This is a genomic window from Massilia sp. WG5, from assembly GCF_001412595.2.
GTDB lineage: Bacteria > Pseudomonadota > Gammaproteobacteria > Burkholderiales > Burkholderiaceae_D > Telluria.
The window spans coordinates 4,516,129-4,541,561 of record NZ_CP012640.2 but is presented as its reverse complement, the minus strand read 5'-3'; the positions used below and the strand labels follow the sequence as shown (position 1 = coordinate 4,541,561).

The 25,433-nt window shown below is 66.6% G+C and carries 23 protein-coding genes; 9 read left to right on the top strand and 14 right to left on the bottom strand.

The features are described 5' to 3' along the window. Positions 1-18: 18 nt before the first annotated feature. Both AM586_RS20295 and AM586_RS20290 read right to left on the bottom strand, forming a co-directional pair. Positions 19-2,115, bottom strand: a complete 2,097-nt coding sequence (locus AM586_RS20295) for a hypothetical protein (protein ID WP_052233430.1) — start codon at positions 2,113-2,115, stop codon at positions 19-21. Positions 2,116-2,118: 3 nt separating this feature from the next. Continuing rightward, a complete protein-coding gene (locus AM586_RS20290; RefSeq protein ID WP_047824575.1) occupies positions 2,119-4,602 on the bottom strand; it encodes a TonB-dependent receptor in 2,484 nt (827 codons plus the stop codon). 314 nt (positions 4,603-4,916) lie between these two features. Between AM586_RS20290 and AM586_RS20285 the strand changes: the two genes are divergently transcribed. After that, on the top strand, positions 4,917-5,807 hold the full coding sequence (locus AM586_RS20285) for a sensor histidine kinase (RefSeq protein ID WP_047824577.1): 891 nt from the start codon (positions 4,917-4,919) through the stop codon (positions 5,805-5,807). Then, positions 5,804-6,616 carry a LytTR family DNA-binding domain-containing protein gene (locus AM586_RS20280; RefSeq protein WP_047824579.1) on the top strand — a complete coding sequence of 271 codons (813 nt, stop codon included), beginning with the start codon at positions 5,804-5,806 and terminating at the stop codon, positions 6,614-6,616. Before AM586_RS20285 ends, AM586_RS20280 begins: the two co-directional genes overlap by 4 nt. A 41-nt stretch (positions 6,617-6,657) precedes the next feature. Here AM586_RS20280 and AM586_RS20275 read toward each other — a convergent pair whose 3' ends face one another. The 8 genes from AM586_RS20275 to xapA all read right to left on the bottom strand — a co-directional run bounded on the left by AM586_RS20275 (position 6,658) and on the right by xapA (position 15,969). Beyond that, positions 6,658-7,449 carry a DUF2076 domain-containing protein gene (locus AM586_RS20275; protein ID WP_047824581.1) on the bottom strand — a complete coding sequence of 264 codons (792 nt, stop codon included), beginning with the start codon at positions 7,447-7,449 and terminating at the stop codon, positions 6,658-6,660. A gap of 205 nt (positions 7,450-7,654) precedes the next feature. Next, positions 7,655-8,359, bottom strand: coding sequence for a PEP-CTERM sorting domain-containing protein (locus tag AM586_RS20270; RefSeq protein ID WP_082439417.1), 705 nt, complete (start codon positions 8,357-8,359; stop codon positions 7,655-7,657). A gap of 193 nt (positions 8,360-8,552) precedes the next feature. Beyond that, entirely contained in the window at positions 8,553-8,957 is a 405-nt protein-coding gene (locus AM586_RS20265) for a cytidine deaminase (RefSeq protein WP_047824587.1), read from the bottom strand. A gap of 43 nt (positions 8,958-9,000) precedes the next feature. Then, complete coding sequence (gene deoA / locus AM586_RS20260; protein ID WP_047824589.1) at positions 9,001-10,323, bottom strand: thymidine phosphorylase; 1,323 nt, start codon at positions 10,321-10,323, stop codon at positions 9,001-9,003. Positions 10,324-10,474: 151 nt separating this feature from the next. After that, positions 10,475-12,853, bottom strand: a complete 2,379-nt coding sequence (locus tag AM586_RS20255; protein WP_373887927.1) for an aldehyde dehydrogenase family protein — start codon at positions 12,851-12,853, stop codon at positions 10,475-10,477. Between the two features lie 23 nt (positions 12,854-12,876). Next, positions 12,877-13,833, bottom strand: coding sequence for a deoxyribose-phosphate aldolase (gene deoC, locus AM586_RS20250; protein ID WP_047824594.1), 957 nt, complete (start codon positions 13,831-13,833; stop codon positions 12,877-12,879). Next, positions 13,830-15,023, bottom strand: a complete 1,194-nt coding sequence (locus AM586_RS20245; protein WP_047824596.1) for a phosphopentomutase — start codon at positions 15,021-15,023, stop codon at positions 13,830-13,832. The genes deoC and AM586_RS20245 overlap by 4 nt, the downstream gene beginning before the upstream one ends. Before the next feature lie 109 nt (positions 15,024-15,132). After that, positions 15,133-15,969 (bottom strand): xanthosine phosphorylase, encoded by an 837-nt coding sequence (gene xapA, locus AM586_RS20240; protein ID WP_047824598.1) that lies wholly within the window; start codon positions 15,967-15,969, stop codon positions 15,133-15,135. A 321-nt stretch (positions 15,970-16,290) separates the two neighbouring features. On the opposite strand from xapA, the gene AM586_RS20235 reads away from it, so the two are divergent. From AM586_RS20235 to AM586_RS20225, 3 genes are read left to right on the top strand one after another with little or no spacing between them, the layout of a single operon-like run. After that, a complete protein-coding gene (locus tag AM586_RS20235) occupies positions 16,291-17,403 on the top strand; it encodes a carbohydrate kinase (RefSeq protein ID WP_047824600.1) in 1,113 nt (370 codons plus the stop codon). Positions 17,404-17,405: 2 nt separating this feature from the next. After that, positions 17,406-18,314 carry a pseudouridine-5'-phosphate glycosidase gene (locus AM586_RS20230; RefSeq protein ID WP_047824602.1) on the top strand — a complete coding sequence of 303 codons (909 nt, stop codon included), beginning with the start codon at positions 17,406-17,408 and terminating at the stop codon, positions 18,312-18,314. 4 nt (positions 18,315-18,318) lie between these two features. After that, positions 18,319-19,224 carry a LysR family transcriptional regulator gene (locus AM586_RS20225; protein ID WP_047824603.1) on the top strand — a complete coding sequence of 302 codons (906 nt, stop codon included), beginning with the start codon at positions 18,319-18,321 and terminating at the stop codon, positions 19,222-19,224. 2 nt (positions 19,225-19,226) lie between these two features. Here AM586_RS20225 and AM586_RS20220 read toward each other — a convergent pair whose 3' ends face one another. Further along, entirely contained in the window at positions 19,227-19,694 is a 468-nt protein-coding gene (locus AM586_RS20220; RefSeq protein ID WP_047824605.1) for a MarR family winged helix-turn-helix transcriptional regulator, read from the bottom strand. Positions 19,695-19,835: 141 nt separating this feature from the next. Here AM586_RS20220 and AM586_RS20215 point away from each other — a divergent pair, with 141 nt between their 5' ends. From AM586_RS20215 to AM586_RS20200, 4 genes are all read left to right on the top strand, one after another. After that, on the top strand, positions 19,836-20,843 hold the full coding sequence (locus tag AM586_RS20215; protein WP_047824607.1) for an alpha/beta fold hydrolase: 1,008 nt from the start codon (positions 19,836-19,838) through the stop codon (positions 20,841-20,843). 13 nt (positions 20,844-20,856) lie between these two features. Further along, positions 20,857-21,969, top strand: coding sequence for a thioredoxin family protein (locus tag AM586_RS20210; protein WP_052233432.1), 1,113 nt, complete (start codon positions 20,857-20,859; stop codon positions 21,967-21,969). 109 nt (positions 21,970-22,078) lie between these two features. Then, positions 22,079-22,672, top strand: a complete 594-nt coding sequence (locus AM586_RS20205; protein ID WP_047824609.1) for a hypothetical protein — start codon at positions 22,079-22,081, stop codon at positions 22,670-22,672. A gap of 77 nt (positions 22,673-22,749) precedes the next feature. Next, on the top strand, positions 22,750-23,013 hold the full coding sequence (locus AM586_RS20200) for a hypothetical protein (RefSeq protein WP_047824612.1): 264 nt from the start codon (positions 22,750-22,752) through the stop codon (positions 23,011-23,013). 3 nt (positions 23,014-23,016) lie between these two features. Here the strand turns inward: AM586_RS20200 and pcp are convergent, their stop codons facing one another. Genes pcp through AM586_RS20185 form a run of 3 tightly spaced genes read right to left on the bottom strand, consistent with a single transcriptional unit; the run spans position 23,017 to position 25,332 of the window. Beyond that, positions 23,017-23,673 carry a pyroglutamyl-peptidase I gene (pcp, locus tag AM586_RS20195; protein WP_047824614.1) on the bottom strand — a complete coding sequence of 219 codons (657 nt, stop codon included), beginning with the start codon at positions 23,671-23,673 and terminating at the stop codon, positions 23,017-23,019. 4 nt (positions 23,674-23,677) lie between these two features. Further along, the gene (locus AM586_RS20190; protein WP_047824616.1) at positions 23,678-24,634 is read right to left on the bottom strand and encodes a DUF979 domain-containing protein; all 957 of its coding nucleotides are present in this window, start codon (positions 24,632-24,634) and stop codon (positions 23,678-23,680) included. Next, on the bottom strand, positions 24,631-25,332 hold the full coding sequence (locus tag AM586_RS20185; protein ID WP_047824618.1) for a DUF969 domain-containing protein: 702 nt from the start codon (positions 25,330-25,332) through the stop codon (positions 24,631-24,633). The genes AM586_RS20190 and AM586_RS20185 overlap by 4 nt, the downstream gene beginning before the upstream one ends. Positions 25,333-25,433 lie beyond the last annotated feature (101 nt).

Genomic DNA, 25,433 nt, shown 5'->3' with positions numbered 1-25,433 from the left:
GGCCCGCCCCGCGGCAGCTCAGCCGGCCGCAGGCGGCTTGACCGCCAGGTAGACGGTGCTCCACAGCTGGGCCGCGCAGGCTTCGTCGCCTTCCGCGCTGTCCCACCCGGTGAGCGAGGCCTTCCCGTCCTTCGGCTCCCATCCCCACAGTTCCGCGGAGCTGCGTTCCTGCATCGCCAGGATGCCCTGCCACAGGGCCTGTTCGGCGGCCCGCAGCGCGCCGCGGGTCCGGGCCGGCAGATCGGTGCGCGCCAGCTGGCGCCTGAAACCGGACGCCAGCATGGCCTGCTGCCAGGACCACACCACGGTGCCGTGGTAATCCTTGCGCGTGAAGATCTGCTTCACGGGGTCCGGCGCGTAAACGGGGTTGGCGACCACCACGCCCACCGCCGTGCGCAGGCCGGCCGGGAAAGGCTGCAGGATCTGCGCCGCGGCCGCGTCCAGCCAGTCCGGCGGCGGCATCCCGAATTCCATCACGAAGCTGGAGTCCGTATGCATCACCGGGACCGGCTTGCCGGCGGCGTCGAGCGCGATGCCGTCGTAGCGCACCGGCGCCGTGATCGCATCAACAGCCGGCGCGGGATCGATGCCTTCGGCCCTGGCGTAGGCCGCAGCCTGTTCCTTCGCGGTAGCAAGCGGCACCGTGATCCGGAAGAAGCGCTCCGTGTCCTGCCATGCCGCGGCATGGCGGGCGGCGCGTTCCGCGTTTTCCTGGCGGGCGCCGAGCAGCCCGCTGCGATACAGCCGCTCCGCCGCCTTCAGCGCCGCCGGAACCAGGGCCACGTTGACGTCGAAGGGATAGCGCCCGCCGCCCAGCCCGTTGTTCGAATCGCGCCAGTTCCCGACCGGGACGCCCTCGTTCAGCGCAATCAGCTTCGAATAGACCGGATCGGCCGCGAAGGGCGCCGCCAGGCGCAGCACGCGCTCCAGGTTGCTGCGGACCCGGGCCGCATAATCCTGCCCGCCCGTGGTCCGGCGCGCCAGGAAGGCCCGCGCGCGGGCGCGCCCCTGGCTCGAATCGAGCAGGTAGCCGGCCAGCACCGGCGCCAGGATGAAATCGCCGTCGATCATCTTGTAGTCGCGGATCGGCGTCTGCAGGTCGGCCGGTGGGTGTGGCGAGCGCATGTTCTCCAGCACCGCGAACTCGCCGATCGCATCCTCGTGCGCGACGATCCCTTCCGGCGACAGCCGTTCGAGCACCGAGCCGAGCGCGGCTTCGGTGGCGGCCGGCTTCAAGACCGGCATCAGCATCGCGGTCGACAGCAGGGTATCGCGGCCGAAATAGGTCAGGAAGCGCCAGGAACCCGCCGAAAAATTCTCGGCCGACGCCAGGAAGGCCAGCGCCTGCCTGTCGCGCGGGCGGTCGGCGGCATCCGCGTTCAGAAGCTCGCGCATGGCGAAGGGCGTCAGCGGCGTGTAATCGGTCAGCGCGGTGACGGCGAAGTGGACCTGCCCGCCGTCGCCGGCGACCAGGATATCGCGTCCGCCGCGCGTCACCAGCGTGGTGCCGCGCTCGGGAACGATGCGCAGCTCGAGATGGTGCTTGCCTTCGACCGAGGTGCGATGGAGCACCAGCGCGCCCTTGGGCTTTGCCGGCCGATCGACCTGGTGCGCAACTTCCTTCGGCAGCATCTTGCCGCCGGTGGTGACGTAGTCGCGCAGGGTGCGGATGTTGGCCAGCACCGCGGGGCCGATCTCCAGGCTGGCGGCGCTGCTGCGCAGGTGCGCGGTCACGCCGCGCATGCCATCCTTGCGCACCCTCCCCGCCAGCCTGGTCGCCGGCGCGAGACCAAGCGCGGCGGGCTTGCCCTCGCTCGCGAACCACAGGCCCATGCCGGTATTCCCCGCCGGGAAAGCGACGATCAGGCGCGGCTTGTCGCCGCTGTTGGCCTGCACATGCGCGGCCACTTCGCCACGGCGATAGAAATGGTGCTCGACGCCGGGCTCGTCGATGTCGAACTGGAGCAGCTCGCCGGCGGGCTCGTCGTCCGCCCGCGGCGCCGCCTGCGCGCCGCCGACCTGCGTGGCCAGCGCGGCAGCCATGCTCCAGATGAGGAACTGCCGCTTCGACGGGTCGACCGTGCCGGGCAGTTGATTTGCGTGAATTGAACTCATGGATCAGAACGAGGTGGTCAGGCTGGCCTGGATGTTCCGGCCCAGGATCGAGCGCGCGAAGAAGTAGTTGCCGGCCAGCTCGGTGAAGCTGGAGCGCGGGTTACCTTCGGTCAGGCCGATCGTGTTGGTCAGGTTCTGCACGCTGATGTTGAACGTCAGGTTCGGCTGGATGTCGTAGCGCGCGCCCAGGTCGACCGTGTGGTAGGCCGGCAGGACGATGGTGTTCCCGCTGTCGGCGAAGCGCTTGCCCATCTGGTGGAAGCTCGCATAGATCTCGCCCTTCTTGTTCGGCAGCAGGAAGGCCGGGGTGACGGTCAGGTTGACTTCCGGCGAGCGCTCCGGCTTGCCGCCCAGGGTCGACATGTCGACCTTCGACGCCGACGGACCGCTCACGCTGTCGTAGTGCACCGTGGCCTTCTGGTACACGCCTTCCGCGCGCAGCTCGGCAAAGCGCACCGGACGCCAGGCCAGGTCGAACTCCAGGCCGTTGACGGCGATGCCGCCGTGGACCTTGGTGTCCTCGTTGTCGTTGTCGAAGCGGCGGCTGTAGTTGAAGTTGTTGAAGATCGTGTGGAAGAAGGTGGCGGACGCCGAGAAGCCCTTCATCATGAAGCGGGCGCCGAGCTCCTCGAAGGTGATCTTGGTCGGCTCGTCGCCGCCCTGGGCCTGGTAGCTGCGCGACCAGCGGGCGTAGCCTGCCAGGTAGTCGTTGATCAGGTAGTTGCCGCCGGCGGTCAGCGACTTGTCGGAATGCTTCTTCGAGGTGGTGTTGAAAGTGCCGTCCCACACCGGCTGGCTGTTGTTGACGATGATGTTGTCGGCATCCGTGCCGTTCGCGTTGAAGGCGCCGGCCGGCGTGATCGTCGTGCCGTTCGGGTTCCACTGGTTGACCTTCAGGCGCTCGAAGCGGGCGCCGGCGTCCAGGCGCAGGCGGTCATTGAACTTGTACTCGTCGTTGATGTACAGGTTGTCGGACTGGAGCTGTTCCTTCGAGGTGCCCACGCCCCAGGGATTGTAGGCGACCGTGCCCTTGTCGGTGAGCTGGCCGACCACCTGGCCGGCGGCGTTCAGGGCCACGATGTCTAGGCGCGAGGGCTGGTTGCGGACTTCGCCGAGGAACTGCAGGTTGCCGTCGCTGCTGTCCTGGCTGTCCTGGTGGATGGTCAGCAGGCCGGCGGTCAGGCTGTTCTTCGGCAGGGTCCAGGTCAGGCTGATGTCGTTGACCATCACCTGCTTGGCGTGCAGCTGCGACGAGCTGATGCTGTCCGCCACCAGGCCATTGCCGCCGACATTCGCCAGGTTCGCGCCGGAATAGATGGCGCCGCTGGAGACGCCGCGCAGCGCCGCGGTGGTGCCCGGGAAGCCCGCCAGCATGGTGCGGATATCGGCGTTCTTGGTCGGATCGAGGCGGTCGGCGGCCGAACGCAGGCTCGCGTTATCGTAGGTGAAGACGGCGTTGAACTGGTTGTCGAAGTCCGTGTAGCGGCCCTTGGCGCGCAGCGTCAGGTCCGGGCCGACGCTCTTGATGAAGTCATAGCCGATCGCGGTGGCCTTGGTCTGGATGCCCTTGGTGGCGTCGTTTTCCTTGATGCCGGACGAAGCGTGGCCCTGCTGGATCGCGTTGTCGCGGCTGACCATGGTGTCGTAGTTGCCGTCGAAGCCAGGCACCGCGGTCGGGTTGGACGGGTTCATGAAGGGCGTCGGCAGCAGGAACATGTTGTGGTCGTTGACGACCTTGAGGTTCACGCTGAATTCGCCGTCGCTGAACTTGCGGCCGAAGTAGGCGCGCATCAGGCCGCCCTTGTCGGCGGTGAAGCCCGGGTTGCGCACGCCGTCCGAGGTGCGCATGAAGCCGCCGAAGCCGGCATACCAGCCATTGCCCAGCGGACCGCCGTAGCGCAGGTCGATGCGCTTGGTGCCATAGTCGGAACCGGTCAGGCGCACTGCGCCGGCTGCTTCGTCCTTGGCCTTGAAGGTGATGAAGTTGACGGTGGCGCCGGCGCCGTTGGTGGTCAGGATGCCCGAGGTGCCGCCGCGGACCGCTTCCAGGCGGTCGATCGACAGCTCCATCTTCACCAGCTGGTCGGCGAAGCCGGCGTTATAGAAGATCGGCAGGCCGTCTTCGGAAATCTGGATGAAATTCTGGCCGCCGCCCGGCAGGCCGCGCACCGTGAAGTTGTTCGAGGCTTCGCCGCCCGAATCCTCGACGATCACGCCCGGGATCAGTTCGAGCGCCGAGGCCATGCTGCGCGGCGCCTTGCGGTCGAGATCTTCGCGGTCGGCCACCGTGACGGCGACCGAGCTTTCGCGTTCGGTACGTTTCAGCGAGGTCGTGCCGACCACGACCACGCGGTTCTGGCTGTCGTCCGCTTCGGCATTCGCGGCCGGCGCGGCGGCGCTTTCCGTCTGCGCGTGGACCTGATTGGTCAGGGTGAGGACCGCGAGGGCGATCGAGGACAACACAAACCGGTTGGTGCCTTTTTTCATGCGATGAGTCTCCTGGTGAGGTTTTTAGTTGTAATGACGGAAATATTGAATCACGGCATTGTTATCGATGTCAATTCTTTTGACATCGATAACAAAACGACTGTTCACTTACCGCCACGCTTTCCGCTACCCAGGAAACATGGCCGCTCATCTCCACGGCCAACCGCCTGTCCCCCTGTTTCTGCACTTCGTCGTCGGCGGCTGGCGGCCGCCCGGCGCCGGGATTACAGTGGCATCATCGACTCACGGGAACTGCTCATGAACGCTATTACTTTCCAACCCTTCCGCGGAGACGGCCCCGGCGCCGCGATGCCATGAGCGCCAGCCAGATCAACCGCGGACTCGACTTCCTGCGCGACGCCTTCAACGAAGCCAGCAAACTGTGGTGGCGCTTCTTCGACTGGCTCGCGGTGGTCGAATGGCGCCAGCTGGCGCTGACCTGGTTCCTTGCCTTCCTGGTCTGCATCCCCCTGAACGTGGAACAGCTGGCGGCCTGGTATTTCATCGCCTCCTTCGGCGTCAAGATCCTCGCCGGCGGCAAGAGAAAAGCCGAGCTGGTGGCGAAGGAGGCGACCATGCAGGCGAATGTCGCCACGCTGGAGCGGCGCCTGATGGAGGCGCAGATGGCCGCGCTGCAGGCCCAGGTCGAGCCGCACTTCCTGTTCAACACCCTGGCCCTGATCGGCCAGCTGATCGAGACCGATCCGCCGGAAGCGGCGCGGGTGCACGCCCACCTGATCGAATACCTGCGCTCGACCCTGCCGCAGATGCGCGCCCGCGACGGCGGCACGCTCGGCAAGCAGGTCGAGCTGTCGAAGGCCTATCTTTCGATCATGCAGGCGCGGATGAAGGAGAGGCTGAATGTCCGCTTCGAGGTGCCGGTCTTCCTCGGCAGCGCGCCCTTCCCGCCGATGATGCTGCAGACCCTGATCGAGAACGCGATCAAGCACGGCCTGGAGCCGAAGATCGCGGGCGGCACCGTCACCGTGCGCGCTTACGTGGACGGGGCCACCCTGCACGTCGAAGTCTGCGACGACGGGGTCGGCATCGACCCGCTGGCTGACGACGGCGTCGGCCTGGCGAACATCCGCGAACGCCTGCAGCTGCTGTACGGCGCGAATGCCGAGCTGGTGATCCACACCCCGCCGGGCGGCGGCGCCTGCGCCCTGATCAAACTGCCCTACAAGATGATGGAGACCGCATGAACGAGGAAGGCGTACTGACCGCCATGATCGCCGACGACGAAGCGCCGATGCGCGACCTGCTGCGCGCGCGCCTGGCGGCGGCCTGGCCGGAACTGAAGATCGTCGCCGAAGCCGCGAACGGCGTCGAGGCCGTCGAACTGGGCGAGCGGCTCCGGCCCGACATCGCCTTCCTCGACATCCGCATGCCGGGCCTGAGCGGCATCGACGCCGCGCGCCGGCTGTACCGGCACTCGCACATCGTGTTCGCCACCGCCTACGACCAGTACGCGCTGGACGCCTTCGAACAGGGCGCGCTCGACTACCTGCTCAAGCCGGTGAGCGCCGAGCGCCTGGCGACGACCTGCGCACGCCTGCAGCTGCAACTGAAATCGCAACGCCAGGCGCCCGCGCCCGCGCAGCCGGACATCGGCCAGCAGCTGGCCAGGCTGACGTCGCTGCTGGAAAACCGGGGGCAGAACATGGGCAACGGCAGGCCGAAGACCGGCTACCTGCACTGGATCCAGGCCCAGGTCGGCGCCAGCCTGCGCATGGTGAGCACGCGCGAAGTGCTGTTCTTCCAGTCCGACGAAAAGTACACGCGGGTGCAGACGGCCGGCGGCGAATTCCTGATCCGCAAGACGCTGAAGGAGCTGGCCGAAGAGCTCGACCCGGACGAGTTCTGGCGCATCCACCGCTCGACCCTGGTGCGCGTGGACGCCATCGGCGAAGTCACGCGCGACCTGCGCGGACGCCATATGCTCAGGCTGCGCAACCAGCCGTTCGAGCTCGAGGTGAGCCGCAATCACACCTATCTGTTCCAGCAGATGTGAGTCGCCGCCGCGGCTCGCTGTGCCGCGGCCCTGAGGGAGTGTCAGCCGAACAGGCCTTCGTCGGAGCCGTCGCCGTCGAAGAAGCCGCCATTGCTGTCCAGGCTCCCGCCGTCGTCGAGGCCACTGTCGAACAGGCCTTCCGAGGCGACGTCGCCGGACCCGCTGTCGAGCAGGCGGTTGCCGGAGGACTGGCCGACGTCGCCGAGGCCGGCCTGATCGGCCAGCGAACTGCCCGACTGGTCGTTGAACAGATTGTTGCCCGGATCATCGCTGTTCAGCAGATGATTGCCGCCACGCTCGTGGTGTCCGAACATGTTTTCGATACCCTGGAACAGGAAGTTGCCCGCTGCGACGCCGGCCGCGGTGGCCGCGATCGAGCCCAGCAGGCCACCGCCGCCGCCCAGGAAGCCGCCGGAACGCGCGCCGAACATGCCGCCGCCCGCCGGCGGCTGCTGGTATTGCGGCTGATACTGCTGCTGGTATTGCGGTGGATAGTCGCGCGGATCGCGCTGGTATTCGCGCCGCTCCTGCTGCATCTGCGCATTGGCGGGCTGCGAAGCGCCGCTGTTGCCCCAGGTATTGGCGTCGAGGAATCGCCGATCGCCCTGCTGGGCGCTGCGCATCTGGTCTTGCAACTGTGCAATCTGGTCCTTGGCGCCCTTCAGCGCCTGCTCCAGCAGCAGCGAGCGCTGCACCAGCAGGTAGGCGGCGTCCGGCTGCTGGGCGACCGCGCGCTGGATCTGCGCGTCGGCTTCCGGATCTTTCTGGATACCGCGCGCCTGGATCAGCTGGCTCAGGAAATCGTGCAACATCTGTGAATCTTGCGGGCTCATGACCTTGCCTCCTTAATATGAATCCGGATAAGCCCCATGTTGAGGGTGTGGTCAGGATTTCAAGTCGGATTTATAGTCCCTTGAAGCGGGCGATACCGTGTTCGAGGTCGTGGAAGGGACGCAGGTCGCCGCCAGCCGCAGGGCGTTGCCGCCGTGATCCCGGCATCGGCGCTGCGCCCCGATTGGCTCACGGGCCTGCAGGATGTCAGGAGCGCGGGCGCCGGCGCAGCAGGCCGACCAGGCCGATGCCCAGCAGGGCCAGTGAAGCCGGTTCCGGGACCTGGGCGGAACCGAGCGCCGTTACGTCGACGTTGTCCAGCACCATGCCGGTCCACTTCCGCGCCGTCAGCAGATTGATGTTCACGGAGGTGATGTTGTCGAAGCCGGTAAAGGTGAAATGATTGAGGTCGCCGGCAGGGCCGGATGCGTAGTTGGGTATCGCATCCAGCATGATGATCTGGCTGACGGTGCTGCCATCGGCGCGCCGGGCTTCGACCAGGAAGCTGGACTGGGCCGGACTGGCGTCGTCGTCGTCGACATAATTGCCGAGGTCAAACGCGTTCAGCTTGAACACACCGCCGTCGCTGCGCCGGATCGACTGCGTCGCCGAGCTCAACAGGTAATCGGTAGCATTCGCGGCGCAATGATCGTTCCAGCCATAGCAAAAAATAAGGGCGTTGAGATCGCCCGCGAAATACTGATACGGATAGGGATTGGTCGGCACGAAAGTAAAGCCTTGCAGGCTCACCGGACCTTCGATGTAGGTATAGAGACCGCCATACGCCGCATACCCTCCCGGATAAGGAGCACCGGAAAGGCCGTTGAAGTCGATGACAGTCGCTTGTGCCGGGTTGATGGAGGCGAAAACCGCCGCGAGCGCGACGGCAAGTGAAGCACAGGTGTTTTTCATGGTTTTTTATGAACAGGACATCGCTGTCGAAGAACATGAAAACGCCCGGTCATCCTGTGCCGACATCAGCGGCAGACCGGGCGGGATCCTCTCGAATTTGTTGCATCGGAGTTAATAAACACTACCGCAACTCATCCATGCGCAGCGCACTATTCGTTTCGAATAGGATAGAGGTCCCGCCGGCTTTTCCCGATTATTTCTGCAGGTCCCAGCCACCGAAGGCATTCGGCAATTGAGCGGCCGCGGTGGTCTCCATCAGGTCGCCCTTCAGGTTGGTCAGCACCACCGGCAGCTCGTTGCCACCCAGTTCCAGGACCACCTGGCGGCAGGCGCCGCAAGGGGCGATCGGGCCCTCGGTGTCGCCGATCACGGCCAGGGCCGTGAAGTCGCCGGGTTTGTAGCCGTGGGCGATGGCCGAGAAGAAGGCCGTGCGCTCGGCGCAGTTGCACAGGCCGTAGGAAGCATTTTCGACGTTACAGCCGCGGAAGATGCGGCCGTCCCTGCATTCCAGCGCGGCGCCGACCTTGAACTTCGAGTACGGCGTGTAGGCCAGTTCGCGGGCGGCGCGGGCTTCGTCGATCAGTTTGTCGTATTTCATGATGAACTTGGGTCCCCGCCTGCGCGGGGACGACGGTAGTGGTTTACGGACGAATCGTCTTGTAGATCATCGGCTGCGCAGCCGGCGCATCGAGCGCGATGCGGTAAGCCGCCTGCACCTGGCGCACGGCCTGCTCGGCTGCTTCCCGGGTGCGCGCATGCACCATGGCCAGCGGCTGGCCGGCGTCGATCTTATCGCCCAGCTCGACCAGGTCGGTCAGGCCGACGGCGAAGTCGATCGGATCCTGTGGGCGCACGCGGCCGCCGCCCAGGGCAACCACGGCCAGGCCCAGGCCGCGGCAGTCGGTCGAATACGCGTAGCCCGACGCCAGGGCCGGCACCGGCACCACGATCGGCGCCTTGGCAAGGTGGGCGTCCGGCTTGTCCATCAGGTCGGCCGGGCCGCCCAGGGCGGTGACCATGCGCGCGAAGCGCTCGGCGGCTTCGCCCGAATCCAGGGCGTGCTGCAGCCTGGCGCGGGCTTCGTCGAGGCTCGCTGCCAGGCCGGAGATGAGCAGCATCTCGGCGCACAGCGCCATCGTGACTTCGTGCAGGCGCGCAGGGCGCGACTTGCCGGTCAGGTAGTCGATCGCGACGCGCACTTCGACCGCATTGCCGGCGGCCGGGCACAGCGATTCGTTCATGCCGGTCAGGATCGCCGAGGTCCTGGTGCCGGCGCCGTTGCCGACCTTGACGATCGACTCGGCCAGCTCCACCGATTTCTCGTAGCTCGGCATGAAGGCGCCGCTGCCCGCCTTGACGTCCATGACCAGCGCGTCGAGGCCCGCCGCCAGTTTCTTCGACAGGATCGAGCCGGTGATCATCGCCACCGATTCCACGGTGGCCGTGGTGTCGCGGATGCTGTAGAAGCGCTTGTCGGCCGGCGCCAGTTGCGCGGTCTGGCCGATGATGGCGACGCCGACTTCCTTCACGACCTTCTTGAACAGGTCCGGATCGGGTACCGTGGAGTAGCCCGGGATCGAATCGAATTTATCCAGCGTGCCGCCGGTGTGGCCCAGGCCGCGGCCCGAGATCATCGGCACGAAGCCGCCGCAGGCCGCGATCATCGGGCCCAGCATCAGCGAGACGACGTCGCCGACGCCGCCGGTCGAGTGCTTGTCGACCACCGGTCCCGGCAGGTTCAGCGACTTCCACTCCATGACCTGGCCGGAATCGCGCATCGCCAGCGTGAAGGCGACGCGTTCGTCCATGTTCATGTCGTTGAAGTAGACGGCCATCGCCAGGGCCGCGATCTGGCCTTCGGTGACGTCACCGTTGGGGATGCCGCGCACGAAGAACTGGATTTCTTCCTTGCTCAGGATGCCGCCGTCGCGCTTTTTGCGGACGATTTCTTGGGGTAAAAACATAATGCTTCTTTCAATTTTTTACGAACGTATCGGGACCTCGAGAAACCGTAGCGAGCGGAAGGAGTGTTGGCCGAGAAGCGCAGCCGTACATTCGGTACGGCGAGCATCGCAGGCCAACAATCCAACGCGCAGTAGGTTTATCGAGGTTCCCTCAGACGCCGTACGGGATCCAGACGTTTTTGACTTGCGACGCATGCTGCAGCACAGTCTTGCCGCAAGCCTGCTTCGGATCGAACCAGTCGCGGCCCTTCGCGCCGCCGGTCCAGGTGCGCTTCAGCGACTCGGCCGACAGACGCTCGACTTCGGCGCAACCTTCCGCCGAGCCGTCGTGGCGCCACACGGCGTCGACGTCGAAGTGCGAGGCCAGCGTGCGCGCCAGTTCGTCAGCCGAGCCGGTGACGATGTTCAGCGCGCCGCCCGGCAGGTCCGAGGTGTCCAGCACCTGGTACAGGTCCAGCGCGGACAGCGGATGCGCTTCCGACGGCACGGCGATCACGCGGTTGCCCAGCGCCAGGGCCGGGGCCACCAGCGAGACGAAGCCCAGCAGCGGATTCTCGTTCGGGCAGACGATGCCGATCACGCCGACCGGCTCGTTCAGCGCCACGGTGATGCCGTGCATCGGCGGCTGGTGCGCCAGGCCGTCGTACTTGTCGGCCCAGGCGGCCCAGTAGAACAGGCGCTCGATCGAGGCCTGGACTTCGGCGGCGGCGTTCTTCGAACCGGTCTGCTGGGCGATGCGCGACGCGAATTCGTCGGCGCGCACGGCCAGGTTCTCGGCGATGTAGTACAGCACCTGCGCGCGGTTGTGCGCGGTGGCCTTGGACCAGCCGGCCGCCTTGTGCGCGGCTTCGACGGCGTTGCGGATGTCCTTGCGGTTGCCTTCGCCGATATCGGCCAGGAAGGCGCCGTTCGCACCCACGATCGCACGGCTGTAGGCGCCGTCCGGGCGGGCCTGCTTGCCGCCGATGTAGAGCTTGGCGGTGCGGTCGACGGCGAACGGGTTGCCCTCTTCCGACTGCTTCACTTTCCCCTTCTCGGCGATGAGCGGCGCGGCCGGGCGGCGGTCTTCCGCCAGCGGGGTCAAGTACTCGTACATGCCCTCCTTGCCGCCTTCGCGGCCGAAGCCCGATTCCTTGTAACCGCCGAAGCCGCAGGCGGCGTCGAACTGGTTCGCGGTATTGATCCACACCACGCCCGCCTTGATGGCCGGGGCGACGTCCAGCGCCAGGCTGATCGACTCGGTCCAGACGCAGGCGGCCAGGCCGTAGACGGTGTTGTTGGCCAGCTGGACCGCTTCACCCGGGGTGCGGAAGCTCATCGCCACCAGCACCGGGCCGAAGATTTCGGTCTGGGCCACGGCCGCCGAGGTCGAGGCGCCGGTGATCAGGGTCGGCAGGTACCAGGCACCGGCGGCAGGCGCTTCGCAGGCCGGCTGCCAGATTTCGCAGCCCTCGAGCCGGGCCGCTTCGACCAGGCCGTGGATGCGCTGCTGCTGCACCGGATCGACCAGCGCGCCGATGTCGTTCGACTTGTCGAGCGGCGAGCCGACACGCAGGTTCTGCATGCGCGCCTTGACCTTGGCGATGAAGCGCGGGTAGACCGATTCCTGCACCAGCAGGCGCGAGCCGGCGCAGCAGACCTGGCCCTGGTTGAACCAGATCGAATCGACCAGGCCTTCGACGGCGGCGTCGAGGTCCGCATCTTCGAAGACGATGAAGGGCGACTTGCCGCCCAGTTCCAGCGACAGCTTCTTGCCGGTGCCGGCGGTGGCCTTGCGGATGATGCGGCCGACTTCGGTCGAGCCGGTGAAGGCCAGCTTGTCGATGCCCGGGTGGTTCACGATGGCTTCGCCCACGCGGCCGTCGCCGGTGACGATATTGACCACGCCCGCCGGCACGCCGGCCTGCTGGCAGATCTCGGCGAACAGCAGGCTCGTGAGCGAGGTGAACTCGGCCGGCTTGAAGACGATGGTGTTACCCGCGGCCAGCGCCGGTGCGATCTTCCATGCCAGCATCAGCAGCGGGAAGTTCCACGGCACGATCTGGCCGACCACGCCGACGGCGCGGTAGTCGGCGAATTCTTCCGACTGCAGCTGGGCCCAGCCCGCGTGATGGTAGAAGTGGCGCGCGGCCAGCGGCAGGTCGGCATCGCGGGTCTCGCGGATGGTCTTGCCGTTGTCCAGGGTCTCGAGCACCGCGAACAGGCGCGCGTGCTTCTGCAGCAGGCGGGCGATCGCATACAGCACCTTGGCGCGGCCGTGGCCACCCATGGCGACCCAGCCCGGCTGGGCGCGGCGCGCAGCCGCGACGGCGCGCTCCACGTCGTCGCCGGTGGCTTGCGTCACCTGGGCGAGTTCGCTGCCGTCGGCCGGGTTGAAGGAGCCGAAGGTCTCCGTGGCGTCAAGCCAGGCGCCGTCGATGAACAGGCCGAAGCGGCGGCCATGCTGGTCCAGCCACGCTTGCGCTTCCTTGGTGCTTTCGGGTGCGGGACCGTAATCCATAGTCTGAAGAATCTCTTTAATAGTCGGCATGACGAATCCGTGAATTTTTGACGTTAAGGTTGCGCGTGGCGGTGGGCGGCCGAGTAGAAGCCCGTGACATGGTGCTCGAGCTGGCGCTCGATGTCGGTCAGCAGGCTGGAGGCGCCGATGCGGAACAGGTGCGGCTGCAGCCATTCGTTGCCCAGCTCTTCCTTCATCACGGTCAGGTACTGCAGCGCGGACTTGGCGGTGCTGACGCCGCCGGCCGGCTTGTAGCCGACCTTGAAGCCGGTACGCTCGTAGTATTCGCGGATCGCGCGCACCATCACCAGCGACACCGGGATGGTCGCGTTCACGCCTTCCTTGCCGGTCGAGGTCTTGATGAAGTCGGCGCCCGCCATCATGCAGACCCACGAGGCCTTGGCCACGTTTTCCAGCGTGACCAGGTCGCCGGTCGCCAGGATCGCCTTCACGTGCGCTTCGCCGCAAGCCTGGCGGTAGGCCAGCATCTCGTCGTACAGCGCCTGCCAGTTGCCGGTCAGGACGTGCTGGCGGGTGATCACGATATCGATCTCGGTCGCGCCGGCGGCCACGGAGAGTTCGATCTCGCGCAGCTTGGTTTCCATGCTCGACAGGCCGGCCGGGAACGCGGTCGACACCGCGGCGATCGGCAGGCGGCCCTTCAGCACCTGCACGGCCGGGGTGATCATCTCGTGGTACACGCAGACGGCGCCGGTGGTCAGGTTGTCCAGGCCCAGTGCCTGCATCAGGTCGGTGCGCAGCGGGCGCATCGCCTTCATGCACAGGCGCTCGACGCGGCCCGGGGTATCGTCGCCGGACAGGGTGGTCAGGTCGATGCACTGGATGGCTTTCACCAGCCAGGCAGCCTGGTAGTCCTTCTTGACCGTGCGGCGGTTCGCCAGGCTGGCGGCGCGGCGGTCGGCGGCGTTGCGGTTGACCTTGAGGTGGTTGATCCAGCCCAGGTCGAGGCCGATGGCCGTATTACGTTTGAAATCGAGGTTCGGGCTCATAGCAGGGCAGTTCCGTTCGAGAGAGGTTTGACGCCGAGGTGTTTGGCAAGCGTTGCGCCGATATCGGAGAAGGTGTCGGCCACCGGCAGTTCCTGCGCGGGCGCGGCCGGGCCGAAGAACAGCATCGGGATGTGTTCGCGGGTGTGATCGGAGCCGGGCCAGGTCGGGTCGCAGCCGTGGTCGGCGGTGATCACGACCAGGTCGCCTTCCTTCAGTTTCGCGATGAAGTCCGGCAGGCGCGCGTCCAGTTCGTGCAGTGCGTTCGAATATCCCGCCACGTCGCGGCGGTGGCCGAAGTGCATGTCGAAGTCGACGAAGTTCACGAAGGTGAGCGATTTGTCGGCAGCCGTGTCGGCCACTTCCAGCAGGCGGTCGAACAGCGCCATGTTGTCGGCGCCCTTGATCAGCTGGGTGACGCCCTGGCCCGCGAAGATGTCGCTGATTTTACCCAGCGCGATGACCTCGCCGCCGGCGTCCTTGACGTGGTCCAGCAGGGTCGGCGCGACCGGCGGGACGGCGTAGTCGTGGCGGTTGCTGGTGCGCTTGTAGTTGCCGTTGCTGCCGACGAAAGGACGGGCGATCACGCGGCCGATGTTGTAGGGCTTGACCAGTTCATAGGCTGCTTCGCAGACTTCGTACAGGCGCTCCAGGCCGAAGTGCTCTTCGTGCGCGGCGATCTGCAGCACCGAGTCGGCCGAGGTGTACAGGATCGGCTTGCCGCTGGCGACATGCTCGTCGCCCAGCTCGTTGATGATGGTGGTGCCGGAAGCGTGGCAGTTGCCCAGCCAGCCGGCCACGCCGGTGATCTCCTGCAGCTTGTCGGTCAGCTCTTGCGGGAAGGACGGCACGGTCTTCGGGAAGTAGCCCCAGTCGAACAGCACCGGCACGCCGGCGATTTCCCAGTGGCCGCTCTGCGTGTCCTTGCCGGTCGACTGCTCGCGGGCGACGCCCCAGGCGCCGCTGAAGCCCTCGCGTTGTTCGAAACCGGCCGGCCATGCGCCGCTGGCCTTGTGCGCGGCGGCGCCGAGGCCGATCTTTTCGAGGGTCGGCAGCGACATCGGCTTGCCCTCTTTTGCCGCCCATGCGGCGATGTGGCCGAGGGTATTGGCGCCGGTGTCGCCGTACTTGTCGGCGTCGGGCAGCGCGCCGAGGCCGAAGGAGTCAAGCAGGAGGATGAATGCGCGTGACATAAAAATATCTCTCTTTTCTACCGTCGTTCCCGCGGAGGCGGGAACCCAAGCTTACGTGCGTTTCGACTACCCGACAAACTTGGATCCCCGCCTGCGCGGGGACGACGTGTTAGGCCTTGGCGGTTGCGCCCAGGCGTTCGATGAATGCGTGCAGCAGCGCCACCAGGTCCTTGGCCGCCACGGCAGCATATTTCAGGGTCTGCTCGTGCGACAGCGGGAACGGGGTCAGGCCTTCGGCCAGGTTGGTGATGGCGGACATGCCCGCGACCTTCAGGCCGCAATGGCGGGCGGCGATCACTTCCGGGACCACCGACATGCCGACCATATCCGCGCCCATGGTGCGGAAGGCGCGGATCTCGGCGGCGGTCTCGAAGTGCGGGCCCGGGGTCGACAGGTAGACGCCTTCGTGCAGGGTGATGCCCTTCTCCGCGGCCACGGCCTTCACCATCTCGCGGGTCTCGGCATCGTAGGCGTTGGCCATGCTGAAGAAGCGCGGGCCGAAGCGGTCGTCGTTCGGGCCGGCCATCGGGCTGCCCGGCAGCAGGTTGATGTGGTCGGTCAGCACGACGATGCTGCCGGCGTCGACTTCCGGACGCAGCGAGCCGGCGGCATTGGTCACGAACAGCAGTTCGCAGCCGATCAGCTTCAGGGTACGGACCGCGGAAGTCATCACGCTGGCGCCGTAGCCTTCATAGAAGTGGCCGCGGCCCTTCATGCAGGCGACCGGCACGCCCGCCAGGGTGCCCAGCACCAGTTCGCCGGCATGGCCGTGCACGGTGCTGATCGGGAAGCCAGGCAGGTCGGCGTAGCTGATCGCCACCGCGTCCGTCATCTGCTCGGCCAGCACGCCGAGACCGGAGCCGAGGATGAGCGCCACACGCGGCGTAAAACCGGGCTTGCGGGCGCGGATGACGTCGGCGGCTTCGAATGGGGTGTTGCTGAGCATGGATGGCTTCCTTGTGATATCGCTGGATGAGGTATTCAGGTTGGGTGGACCGGTGAGGCGGCCTGTACTGCCCGGCGCACGGAATTGGGAATCCGGTGCACCAAAATAATCAGATCATGCATTATCGTGGATTGGTATGGCAAATACCAAATTTTTGCTCGATTTATATGAATAAGGTATAAATAGGCTGTGCCGTTCCATCGCCTTCGGATACATCGCCGGGCCCGCCTCGGCAACAGGGGCAAAGCTTTACGTTGACGCCCCTCAAACAAGTGTTTAACATCTCAAACAATTGTTTATATTCGTTTGAATGGCCCTACCGTGACCGAGCACTCCAAAAAACAACAGTTGCTTGAGCTGATCCGCGCAAATCCCTTCATCGCGCAGCAGGACCTGGCCGCCAGCCTGGGGCTGTCGCGCTCGGCCGTGGCCGGCTATATCGCCGGCCTGATCCGCGAGCGCAAGCTGCTCGGGCGCGCCTACGTCCTGCCGGACCGCCGCCCCGTCACCTGCATCGGCGCGGCCAACCTCGACCGCAAACTGCGTTCGCTGGCCGACATCGCGATGCACACCTCGAATCCCGCCAGCCAGAGCGAATCCTTCGGCGGCGTCGCACGCAACATCGCCGAGAACCTCGCGCGCCTGGGCACGGCAGTTGCTTTATTGACTGCGACCGGCAAGGACAGCTCGGGCGCCGCCCTGCTCGCGCATGCGCAAAGCCTCGGCATCGACACCGGGGGCACGCTGCAGCTCCCGGATGTGGCCAGCGGCACCTACACGGCGGTGCTGGACCAGGATGGCGAGATGCTGGTCGCGCTGGCCGACATGGCCCTCTACGACCGCCTCGATCCGGCCTTCGTCGCCGCCAGCCAGGCCAGGATCGCGACCAGCGCGCTGGTGGTGGCCGACCTCAACCTGCCGCTCGAGACGGTGGATGCGGTGCTTGCCGAGGCGCGCCTTGCCGAGGTGCCGCTGGTGCTGGTGGCGGTGTCCGAGCCGAAGATGGCGCGCCTGCCGCGCGACCTCGCCGGCGTGCGCGTCCTGATCCTGAACCGCGGCGAACTGGCGGCGCGGGTCGGGCGCGAACTGGCCAGCGAGACCGATCTCGACGCGGCGGTGGCCGAAGTGCGGGCCCAGGGCGCGCGCGACCTGATCGTCACGCGCGGCGCCGAGGGCGTGCTGTACACGCGCGGCGGCGCGGGTGAAGACCAGATCGTGCGCCTGTACGCGCATGGCGCCGAGGTGGTCGACGTCACCGGCGCCGGCGATGCCTTCGCGGCCGCCGTATGCTGGTCGCTGCTGCAGGATGCGGACGACCTCGGCCTGGCCTGCCGGCGCGGCCTGAAGCTGTCGGCCCTGACCCTCGGCGTGCCGGAAACGGTGCACCCGCGGCTCGGGCCCGACACTCTTATCAACACGAACACCCAGGACTGAACATGCAATCCTTCCTCCAGTTTTCCCCTGAAGTACAGGCCGCCCGCGCCGCCGGCAAGCCGGTCGTCGCCCTCGAGTCGACCATCATCTCGCACGGCATGCCCTACCCGCAGAACGTGCAGACCGCGCGCGAAGTCGAACAGGTGATCCGCGACGCCGGCGCGGTGCCGGCCACCATCGCCATCATCGACGGCCGCATCTGCATCGGCCTGGCCGACGAGCAGCTCGAGCTGCTGGGCCAGTCGCAGGAAGCGATCAAGGTCAGCCGCCGCGACCTGGCCTATGTCCTGGCCACCGGGAAGCTCGGCGCCACCACCGTGGCCGCCACCATGATCTGCGCGAAGCTGGCCGGCATCGAAGTCTTCGTCACCGGCGGCATCGGCGGCGTGCACCGCGGCGCCGAGACCAGCTTCGACATCTCGGCCGACCTGCAGGAATTGGCGCAGACCGGCGTCGCGGTGGTGTGCGCGGGCGTGAAGTCCATCCTCGACATCGGCCTGACCCTGGAATACCTCGAGACCCACGGCGTGCCGGTGGTGAGCGTGGGCCAGGCGGCCTTCCCTGCCTTCTTCACGCGCGACAGCGGTTTCAGGGCCGACTTCCAGCTCGACACCCCGGAAGAACAGGCGCGCTTCATCCGCACCAAGTGGCAGCTCGGCCTGGAAGGCGGCGTGGTGGTCAGCAATCCGGTGCCCGAAGCCGCGGCGATGCAGAACGAAGAGATCGGCGCCATCATTGCCCAGGCCCTGCGCGAAGCGGATCAGCAGGGCGTGAAGGGCAAGGCGGTCACCCCCTTCCTGCTGGCGCGCATCAAGGAACTGACGAACGGTCGCAGCCTCGCCACCAACATCGCGCTGGTCAAGCACAACGCCCAGGTCGGCGCAAAGCTGGCCGTCGCGCTCAAGGCCTGAGCCCATGTCGATCGACCTGAAGCAGCTGAAATACTTCCTCGCGGTGGCCGAAGAGAAAAGCTTCAGCCGCGCCGCCGAGCGCCTGCACATCTCGCAGCCGCCGCTCTCGCAGCAGATCATGAAGCTGGAGAGCGAGCTGGGGGTGCGCCTGTTCGCGCGCACCACCCGCAGCTTCGAGCTGACGGTGGCCGGCAAGGCCTTCATGCAGGAAGCATCGGACCTGCTGGGCCGCATGCGCATGGCGGTCGACACCATCCGCCAGATCGACCGCGGCGAGGTCGGACGACTGCGCGTCGGCATCGTCGGCTCGGCGATGTGGGGCCCGATCCCCGGCCTGCTGGAGCAGTTCCAGAGCCAGTTCCCGCGCGTGACCTGGACCATCCACGAACTCGGCCCGAACGAACAGTGGGACGCCCTGCGCGGCAAGCAGATCGACGTCGGCTTCTGGCGCGAACCGAAGCGCGACGCCGATGAACTCAAGCACGCCGGCCTGCGCCAGGAGCTATGCTTCCAGGAAGACTACTGCGTGGCGGTGAACGCCCAGCATCCGCTGGCGAAGAAGGACAGCATCGCCCTGACCGACATTGCCGGCGAGCCGCTGCTGACCCTGCACCTGGACCAGTCGGCCGAACCGCGCTACCTGATCCAGTGCTGCGTGAATGCCGGCTTCCAGCCGACCGTCTTCCAGGAAGCCGCCGAGCCGCAGACCCTGCTGGCGATGGTGGGCGCGGGCCTGGGCGTCGCCCTGATGCCGGAAACCACCGGCCGGATCGGCTGGCCGGGCGTGCGCTTCCTGCCGATCAAGGGGAACCCGCCGTCGGCGAACCTGTATATCACCTACCCGATCCAGGACGATGCGCCGGTGGTGCGGGCCTTCCTGAAGATCGTGAGTCCCGAGGGCGAATCCTGAGCTCAGGACGACGGACCGGCCGCATCGACGAGGTTGGTCCGTAGATTCACGATGGCCTTTTGCAGGGTGCGGAACTCTTCCGGCGTCAGCCCCGAGGCTTTCGCCGTGATCTCGCGGTAATCGAAAGCCTTTTCCCGCAGCTGGCGTCCGGCCTCCGTCAGCGACACCCGCACGCTCCGCTCGTCCTCGGGGTCGCGCTCGCGGCGCACATATCCCATCGCTTCCAGGCGCTTGAGCATCGGCGTGAGCGTGCTCGGCTCCAGGAACAGCTTCTCGCTGAGACCCTTGACCGTCTGCCGGTCCTCTTCCCAGAGCGAAATAATGGTGACGTATTGCGGGTAGGTGAGTCCAAGCTGTTCGAGGACCGGCTTGTAGACGCGCGAATACGCGAGGTTGGTCGAGTAGACGGCAAAGCACATGAAGTCGCCGAGCTTCGCGATGTTTTGGCGATCCTGGTCATTTTTGCTCATCTGACATCCTTTGAATTAATTATCGAGATAATGATTATCGTACTTGAAAAGTCGGCCGGCTTCGTCTAAAGTTATGGTCATAATCATTATCGTGATAATTAATTTTAAGAATTCTTCCCTGAACCGTCACCGGAGTGAACCATGAAGACGCACGACAAGCAGTCCAGTATCGGCCTCCTGGCAGCGGCCGCAACGCTGGCCGCTGCCTCCTTCGCCCTGCCGGGCCTGGCGCAGGCGGAAACGCACACGCGCTCCTTCGCCACCATCAGGCAAGTCGAGGCGGGCGTCCTGAATGTCGGCTATGTGGACGAAGGGCCGGCCAATGGTCCCGTCGTCATCCTCCTGCACGGCTGGCCCTACGACATCCATAGCTACATCGACGTGGTTCCCCTACTCACCAGGGCCGGCTACCGCGTGATCGTGCCGCACCTGCGCGGTTATGGCACGACCCGCTTCCTCGATGCGCATGCGGTGCGCAACGGCGAACCCGCGGCGCTCGCGGCCGACACAGTCGAGCTGATGGATGCGCTGAAGATCGACAAGGCCATCCTGGCCGGCTACGACTGGGGCGCACGGACGGCGGACATCGTCGCGGCCCTGTGGCCGCAGCGCGTCAAGGGACTGGTCTCGGTGAGCGGTTACCTGATCGGCAGCCAGGAGGCGGGCAAGCAGCCGCTGCCCCCGGCCGCGGAACAGCAATGGTGGTACCAGTTCTACTTCGCCACCGAGCGCGGCCGCGCCGGCTACGACAAGAACCGCCACGATTTCGCAAAGCTGATCTGGCAGACCGCTTCGCCGCAATGGCGCTTCGACGACGCCACCTTCGAGCGCAGCGCCGCGGCGCTGGATAATCCGGACCACGCCGCCATCACGATCCATAACTACCGCTGGCGGCTCGGCCTGGCCGACGGCGAAGCCAGGTATGCGGGGCTGGAAGCCAGCCTTGCCAGGTCCCCCGCCATCAGCGTGCCGACGATTACCCTCGAGGGCGATGCGAACGGCGCCCCGCATCCGGAGCCGGCGGCGTACGCGAAGCGCTTCACCGGCAAGTACAGGCATGAACTCATCCGCGGCGGCATCGGCCACAACCTGCCGCAGGAAGCGCCGCGCGCCTTTGCGGACGCCGTGATCGACGTCGATCATCTTTGACCAAGGGCCCGCCATGTTCGATTCCACGCGCATCCTTCGCCATCCGCTACGCTGGCTGAGCGCCGCCGTGCTTGCGGCGGCTGCGGCCAGCGCCGCCCTGCCTGCCGCCTCGACCACGACACCGGCCGCCGGCGCGGCCGGCGCCGGCTACCGCAGCGGCCTGCCCGCGCTCGGCGCGCTGCCGCCGCTGGAAGGGGCCGTGACCTGGCTGAACTCCCCTGCGCTCGGCGGCAGGCAGCTGCAGGGCAAGGTGGTGCTGGTCGATTTCTGGACCTATTCCTGCATCAACTGCATCCGCACCCTGCCCTACCTGCGCGCCTGGGCGCAGAAATACCGCGACCGTGGCCTGGTCGTGATCGGCGTCCACACGCCGGAGTTCGACTTCGAGAAGGAGCTCGCGAACGTCAACCAGGCGGTCGCACGTTTCATGATCGACTACCCGGTGGCGGTGGACAGCGACAGGCGCATCTGGAACGCCTTCCACAACGACGCCTGGCCCGTGTTCTACATCGCCGACGCGCGCGGGCGGCTGCGCGCGCGCCTCGTCGGCGAAGGACACTACGAGGAGACCGAACGCATCATCCAGTCCTTGCTGGCGGAAGCCGGCAAGGGCGGCGCAACGGGCGCGCTCGTCGCGCCGCCGTCTGCCGGCGAACAGTCCGCCCCCGACCTCGCGCACCTGGGTTCCGGCGAAACATATGTCGGCTATGCGCAGGCATCGAAGGTCGCCGGCGGCAAGCGCCTCGAACGCGATGCGCCGCATGACTATGCGAGGACCGACGTCGGCCTGAACGAATGGAGCCTCACCGGCAACTGGACCGTCGGCGCCGAGCGCGCGCGCCTGAACGGCGCGGGTGGCGGCATCGTCTACCGCTTCCATGCGCGCGACCTGCACCTGGTGCTGGGACCGGGGCCGGGCGGCAAGCCGGTGCGCTTCCAGGTCAGCATCGACGGCCACGCGCCCGGACCTGACCGCGGCGCCGACATCGACGCCGGCGGCAGCGGCGCCGTCACCGGGACCCGGCTCTACCAGCTCGTCAGGCAAACCGGCGCCGTGAAGGAGCGCCTGTTCGAGATCCGCTTCCTCGACGCCGGGGCGAGCGCGTTCGCGTTCACGTTTGGCTGAGCTTACTGTCGTGGTCCGATTCCAACAGTCTCCGGTGCGCATAGCGGCGGACGCGGCTTTGGTCTAGGCTGTCCATACGGCCGCGAGACGGCGGCCGCAGGAGCTCATCATGTGGAAATACCTGCTGTCCATGCTGCTCGCCGCCAGTGCCTGCCTCATCGCGCCCGCGCAGGCGCAAACCCAGCCCACCTGGACGTTCAGTTATACCGGCTTTCAGGACGCGGATACCATGCAGTTCAATCCCAACTACCGGATCGACGGCTTTTTCAGCGGCAGCGATACGAATGGCGACGGCTGGCTCGAGCGCGGCGAACTCACCAGGTTTTACTGGAACTCGTACAGCTATTTCGAGAACCCCTACACCGGCTGCAACGGCGCCTGGTGCCGGCTCGACGATTTCTACTACAACCTGCACACCGGCCAGCTGTCGTTCGATGCTCAGTCGCATTATTCGGATATCGCCACGCTCAGTTCGACCAGGACCGTGAGCGGCCTGAGCATCGTCTCGCATGGCGAAACCGGCTACTGGCCGCCGTTCTACATCTCCGATTCGATGTGGCAGTGGACCGGCCAGACGCAGTTTGCGATCTCGCCGCCGCCGGTCGACGAGCCGCCGATGCTGGCGCTGCTGCCGGCCGGGCTGCTGGCCGCTGCGCTCCTGCGCCGCGCCGCCCGCCGGCGGCGGTCCGGTCGGAACTCGTAAGGCTCAGGCCAGGCCGACATGGGGCGAGCCCGCATCGCGGTTAGAATGCGTTCTCGAAAACCCATGAAAGCAAGACGATGAAAAAAACCGACCTGGCGAAGTACGATGCCAAGAAGCTGATGAACCAGGCGGGCCCGCGCGGACCGTCCTTTGGCACTGCCGATGCGGCGCCGGCCGACCGCCGCGAACAGCGCGAGCGTGACCGGGCCTTGGGACTGGTCCCGTTCGCGGTCAAGCTCAATGGCGACCTGGTCAAGCAGCTGCAAGCCCTGGCGAAGGAGCGCGGGATCGAGATGAACGAGCTGGTGGCCGAGGTCCTGCAAAAAGGCCTGGCTGGCTGACGGTCAATGGGTGGCGCCGCCTGCCTGCGCCAGGTCCACCTCCACCGCCAGCGCCACCTCGACCGCCACGCGCAGCCCCGCCACGATATCGTCCAGCGCCATCGACGGCGTCGGTTCCGCATGACGCGCGGCCTGCTCCGGCAGGAAAGGCACGTGGATGAAGCCGGCCCTGATCGGCTGGCCGCGATCCTGCCCGCGCACATGGTGCATCAGCGCATAGAACACGTGATTGCACACGAAGGTGCCGGCGGTCTGCGATACGCCCGCCTTCAGTCCGCGCTCGCGGATCGCCGCCACCATGGCCTTGATCGGCAGGTTCGTGAAATACGCTGCGGGCCCGTCCGCCACGATGGGCACGTCGACCGGCTGCAGCCCGGCGTTGCAGGGAATGCGGGCGTCGTCGACGTTGATGGCGACCCGTTCGACCGAGATCTCGGGCCGGCCGCCGGCCTGGCCGACGGCGATCGCGATGTCGGGCTCGAGCTCGTCGACGAAGCCGCACAGGGCCTCGGCGGCGCGGCCGAACACGCAGGGCAGCTGGCGCGCCACCACCCTGAAGCCATCGCCGGACCAGCCGTCCAGCAGGCGCACGGCTTCCCAGGCCGGGTTGATGGCGGCGCCGTCGAAGGGTTCGAATCCGGTAAGCAGAACGGTTTTCATGGCTTCATCGATACATCAGGAAGTACAACAGGACGATATTCGCCAGCAGCAGCGGCAGCGCGGTCGGCAGCTGGGCCTTGATCACGGCGTTCTTGTCGTGCAGCTCGAGCAAGGCCGCCGGCACGATGTTGAAGTTGGCGGCCATCGGCGTCATCAGGGTGCCGCAATAGGCGCTGAACATGCCGATCGCCGCCATCACGGCCGGATTCGCATGATACACCCCGACCAGTACCGGAATCCCGATCCCGCCCGCGATCACGGGAAAGGCGGCGAAGCCGTTGCCCATCACGACCGTGAACAGCGCCATGCCGATGCAGAAGGCGGCGCAGGCGACCAGGCGCGAATCCATGTCGATGTAGGAGGTGGTGATGTGGGCCACCGCCTTGCCGACGCCGGCCTCGGAAAACAGCAGGCCGAGCACCGCCAGCATGTGCGGCAGCACCACCGCCCAGCTCATGGCGTCGATCAGGCGGCGCGCCTCGCGCACGCCCTGCAGCGGGGTCGAACGCGTGAGCCAGCCGGCCAGCACCAGCGCCACGATGGAGCCGCAGCCCATGCTCACCAGGGTCAGGTTCTTCGGATCGAGCAGCGGCGTGGCGTCGATCCTTACGTCTTTCAGCAAGGTGGAACCGATCATCGTCACCACCGGGATCGCCAGCGCCGGAATCAGCAGCCTGTGACCGAGGCGCGCAGCGCTGGCGCGGCGTACCTCTTCCGCCGGCAGCTGGGCCTTGCCGCCCTTGACCAGGCCGCTGCCGGCCACCAGCGCCATCGCGACCATCAGCAGGCCGGTGGCCGCCGCCGGCATGCGCCCACCGAACAGGTAGAGCAGCGCGTACAGGCCCCAGAACAGCGCCGTGGCATGGCTGCGCGGGTTGCTGCGGTCGCGCAGGTTCATGATGGCGGTGGCCGCGAACAGCAGGCCGACCAGCACATAGAAATCGTCGAGCGCGAGGATCATGGCCGCCCTCCGCCCGCGGCGCCGCGCAGGATCCAGGCGTCGAGCCGGCGCAGGTTCCAGGCGTGGATGACGAAGGCCGTGACCGCGGTCGGGATGCCCCACAGCGCCATGCGCAGCGGATCGACTTCCAGCCCTTCGGCGCGCAGGATGGTCTGCATCAGCACGATGGCGCCGAACGCCACGAACACGTCCTCCCCGAAGAACAAACCGACGTTGTCGGTGGCGGCGCTCATCGCGCGGATGCGCTGGCGCATCGCTTCGTCGAGCTTTACGCCGCGCGCCTCGGCGGCGGCCTCCGCCATCGGCGCCACCAGCGGCCGCACCATGTTCGGATGGCCGCCGAGGCTGGTCAGGCCGAAGGCGGCGGCCAGTTCGCGCACCAGCAGGTAGACCGTCAGCAGGCGGCCGGTGGTGGCGGAGCGGATCTTCGCGATGCTGGCCTGGGCATGTTCCTTCAGGCCGGCGCGCTCCAGCAGGCCGATCGCGGCCAGCGGCAGCAGCAAAATCAAAGGCAGGTTGCGCGTCTTGACGAAGGCCGTGCCGAGCGATTCCAGCAGGTGCACGGGGGACAGGCCGCCGGCCACCCCGGTCACGCCGCAGGCGGCGATCACCACCAGCACCGGGTTCGCCCGCAGCAGAAATCCAACGACGACGACGACGATGCCGAGCAGCGGCCACAGGTTGACGGCAGTGTGCATGGGTCTCCAGCTGAGTTATTAGCTGGGAGATATTACCTCAGCATGAGGCCGGTTTAAGAGTGGATGAGATACATCGTCGCAGTCGGCGGGCACGTCGCTTT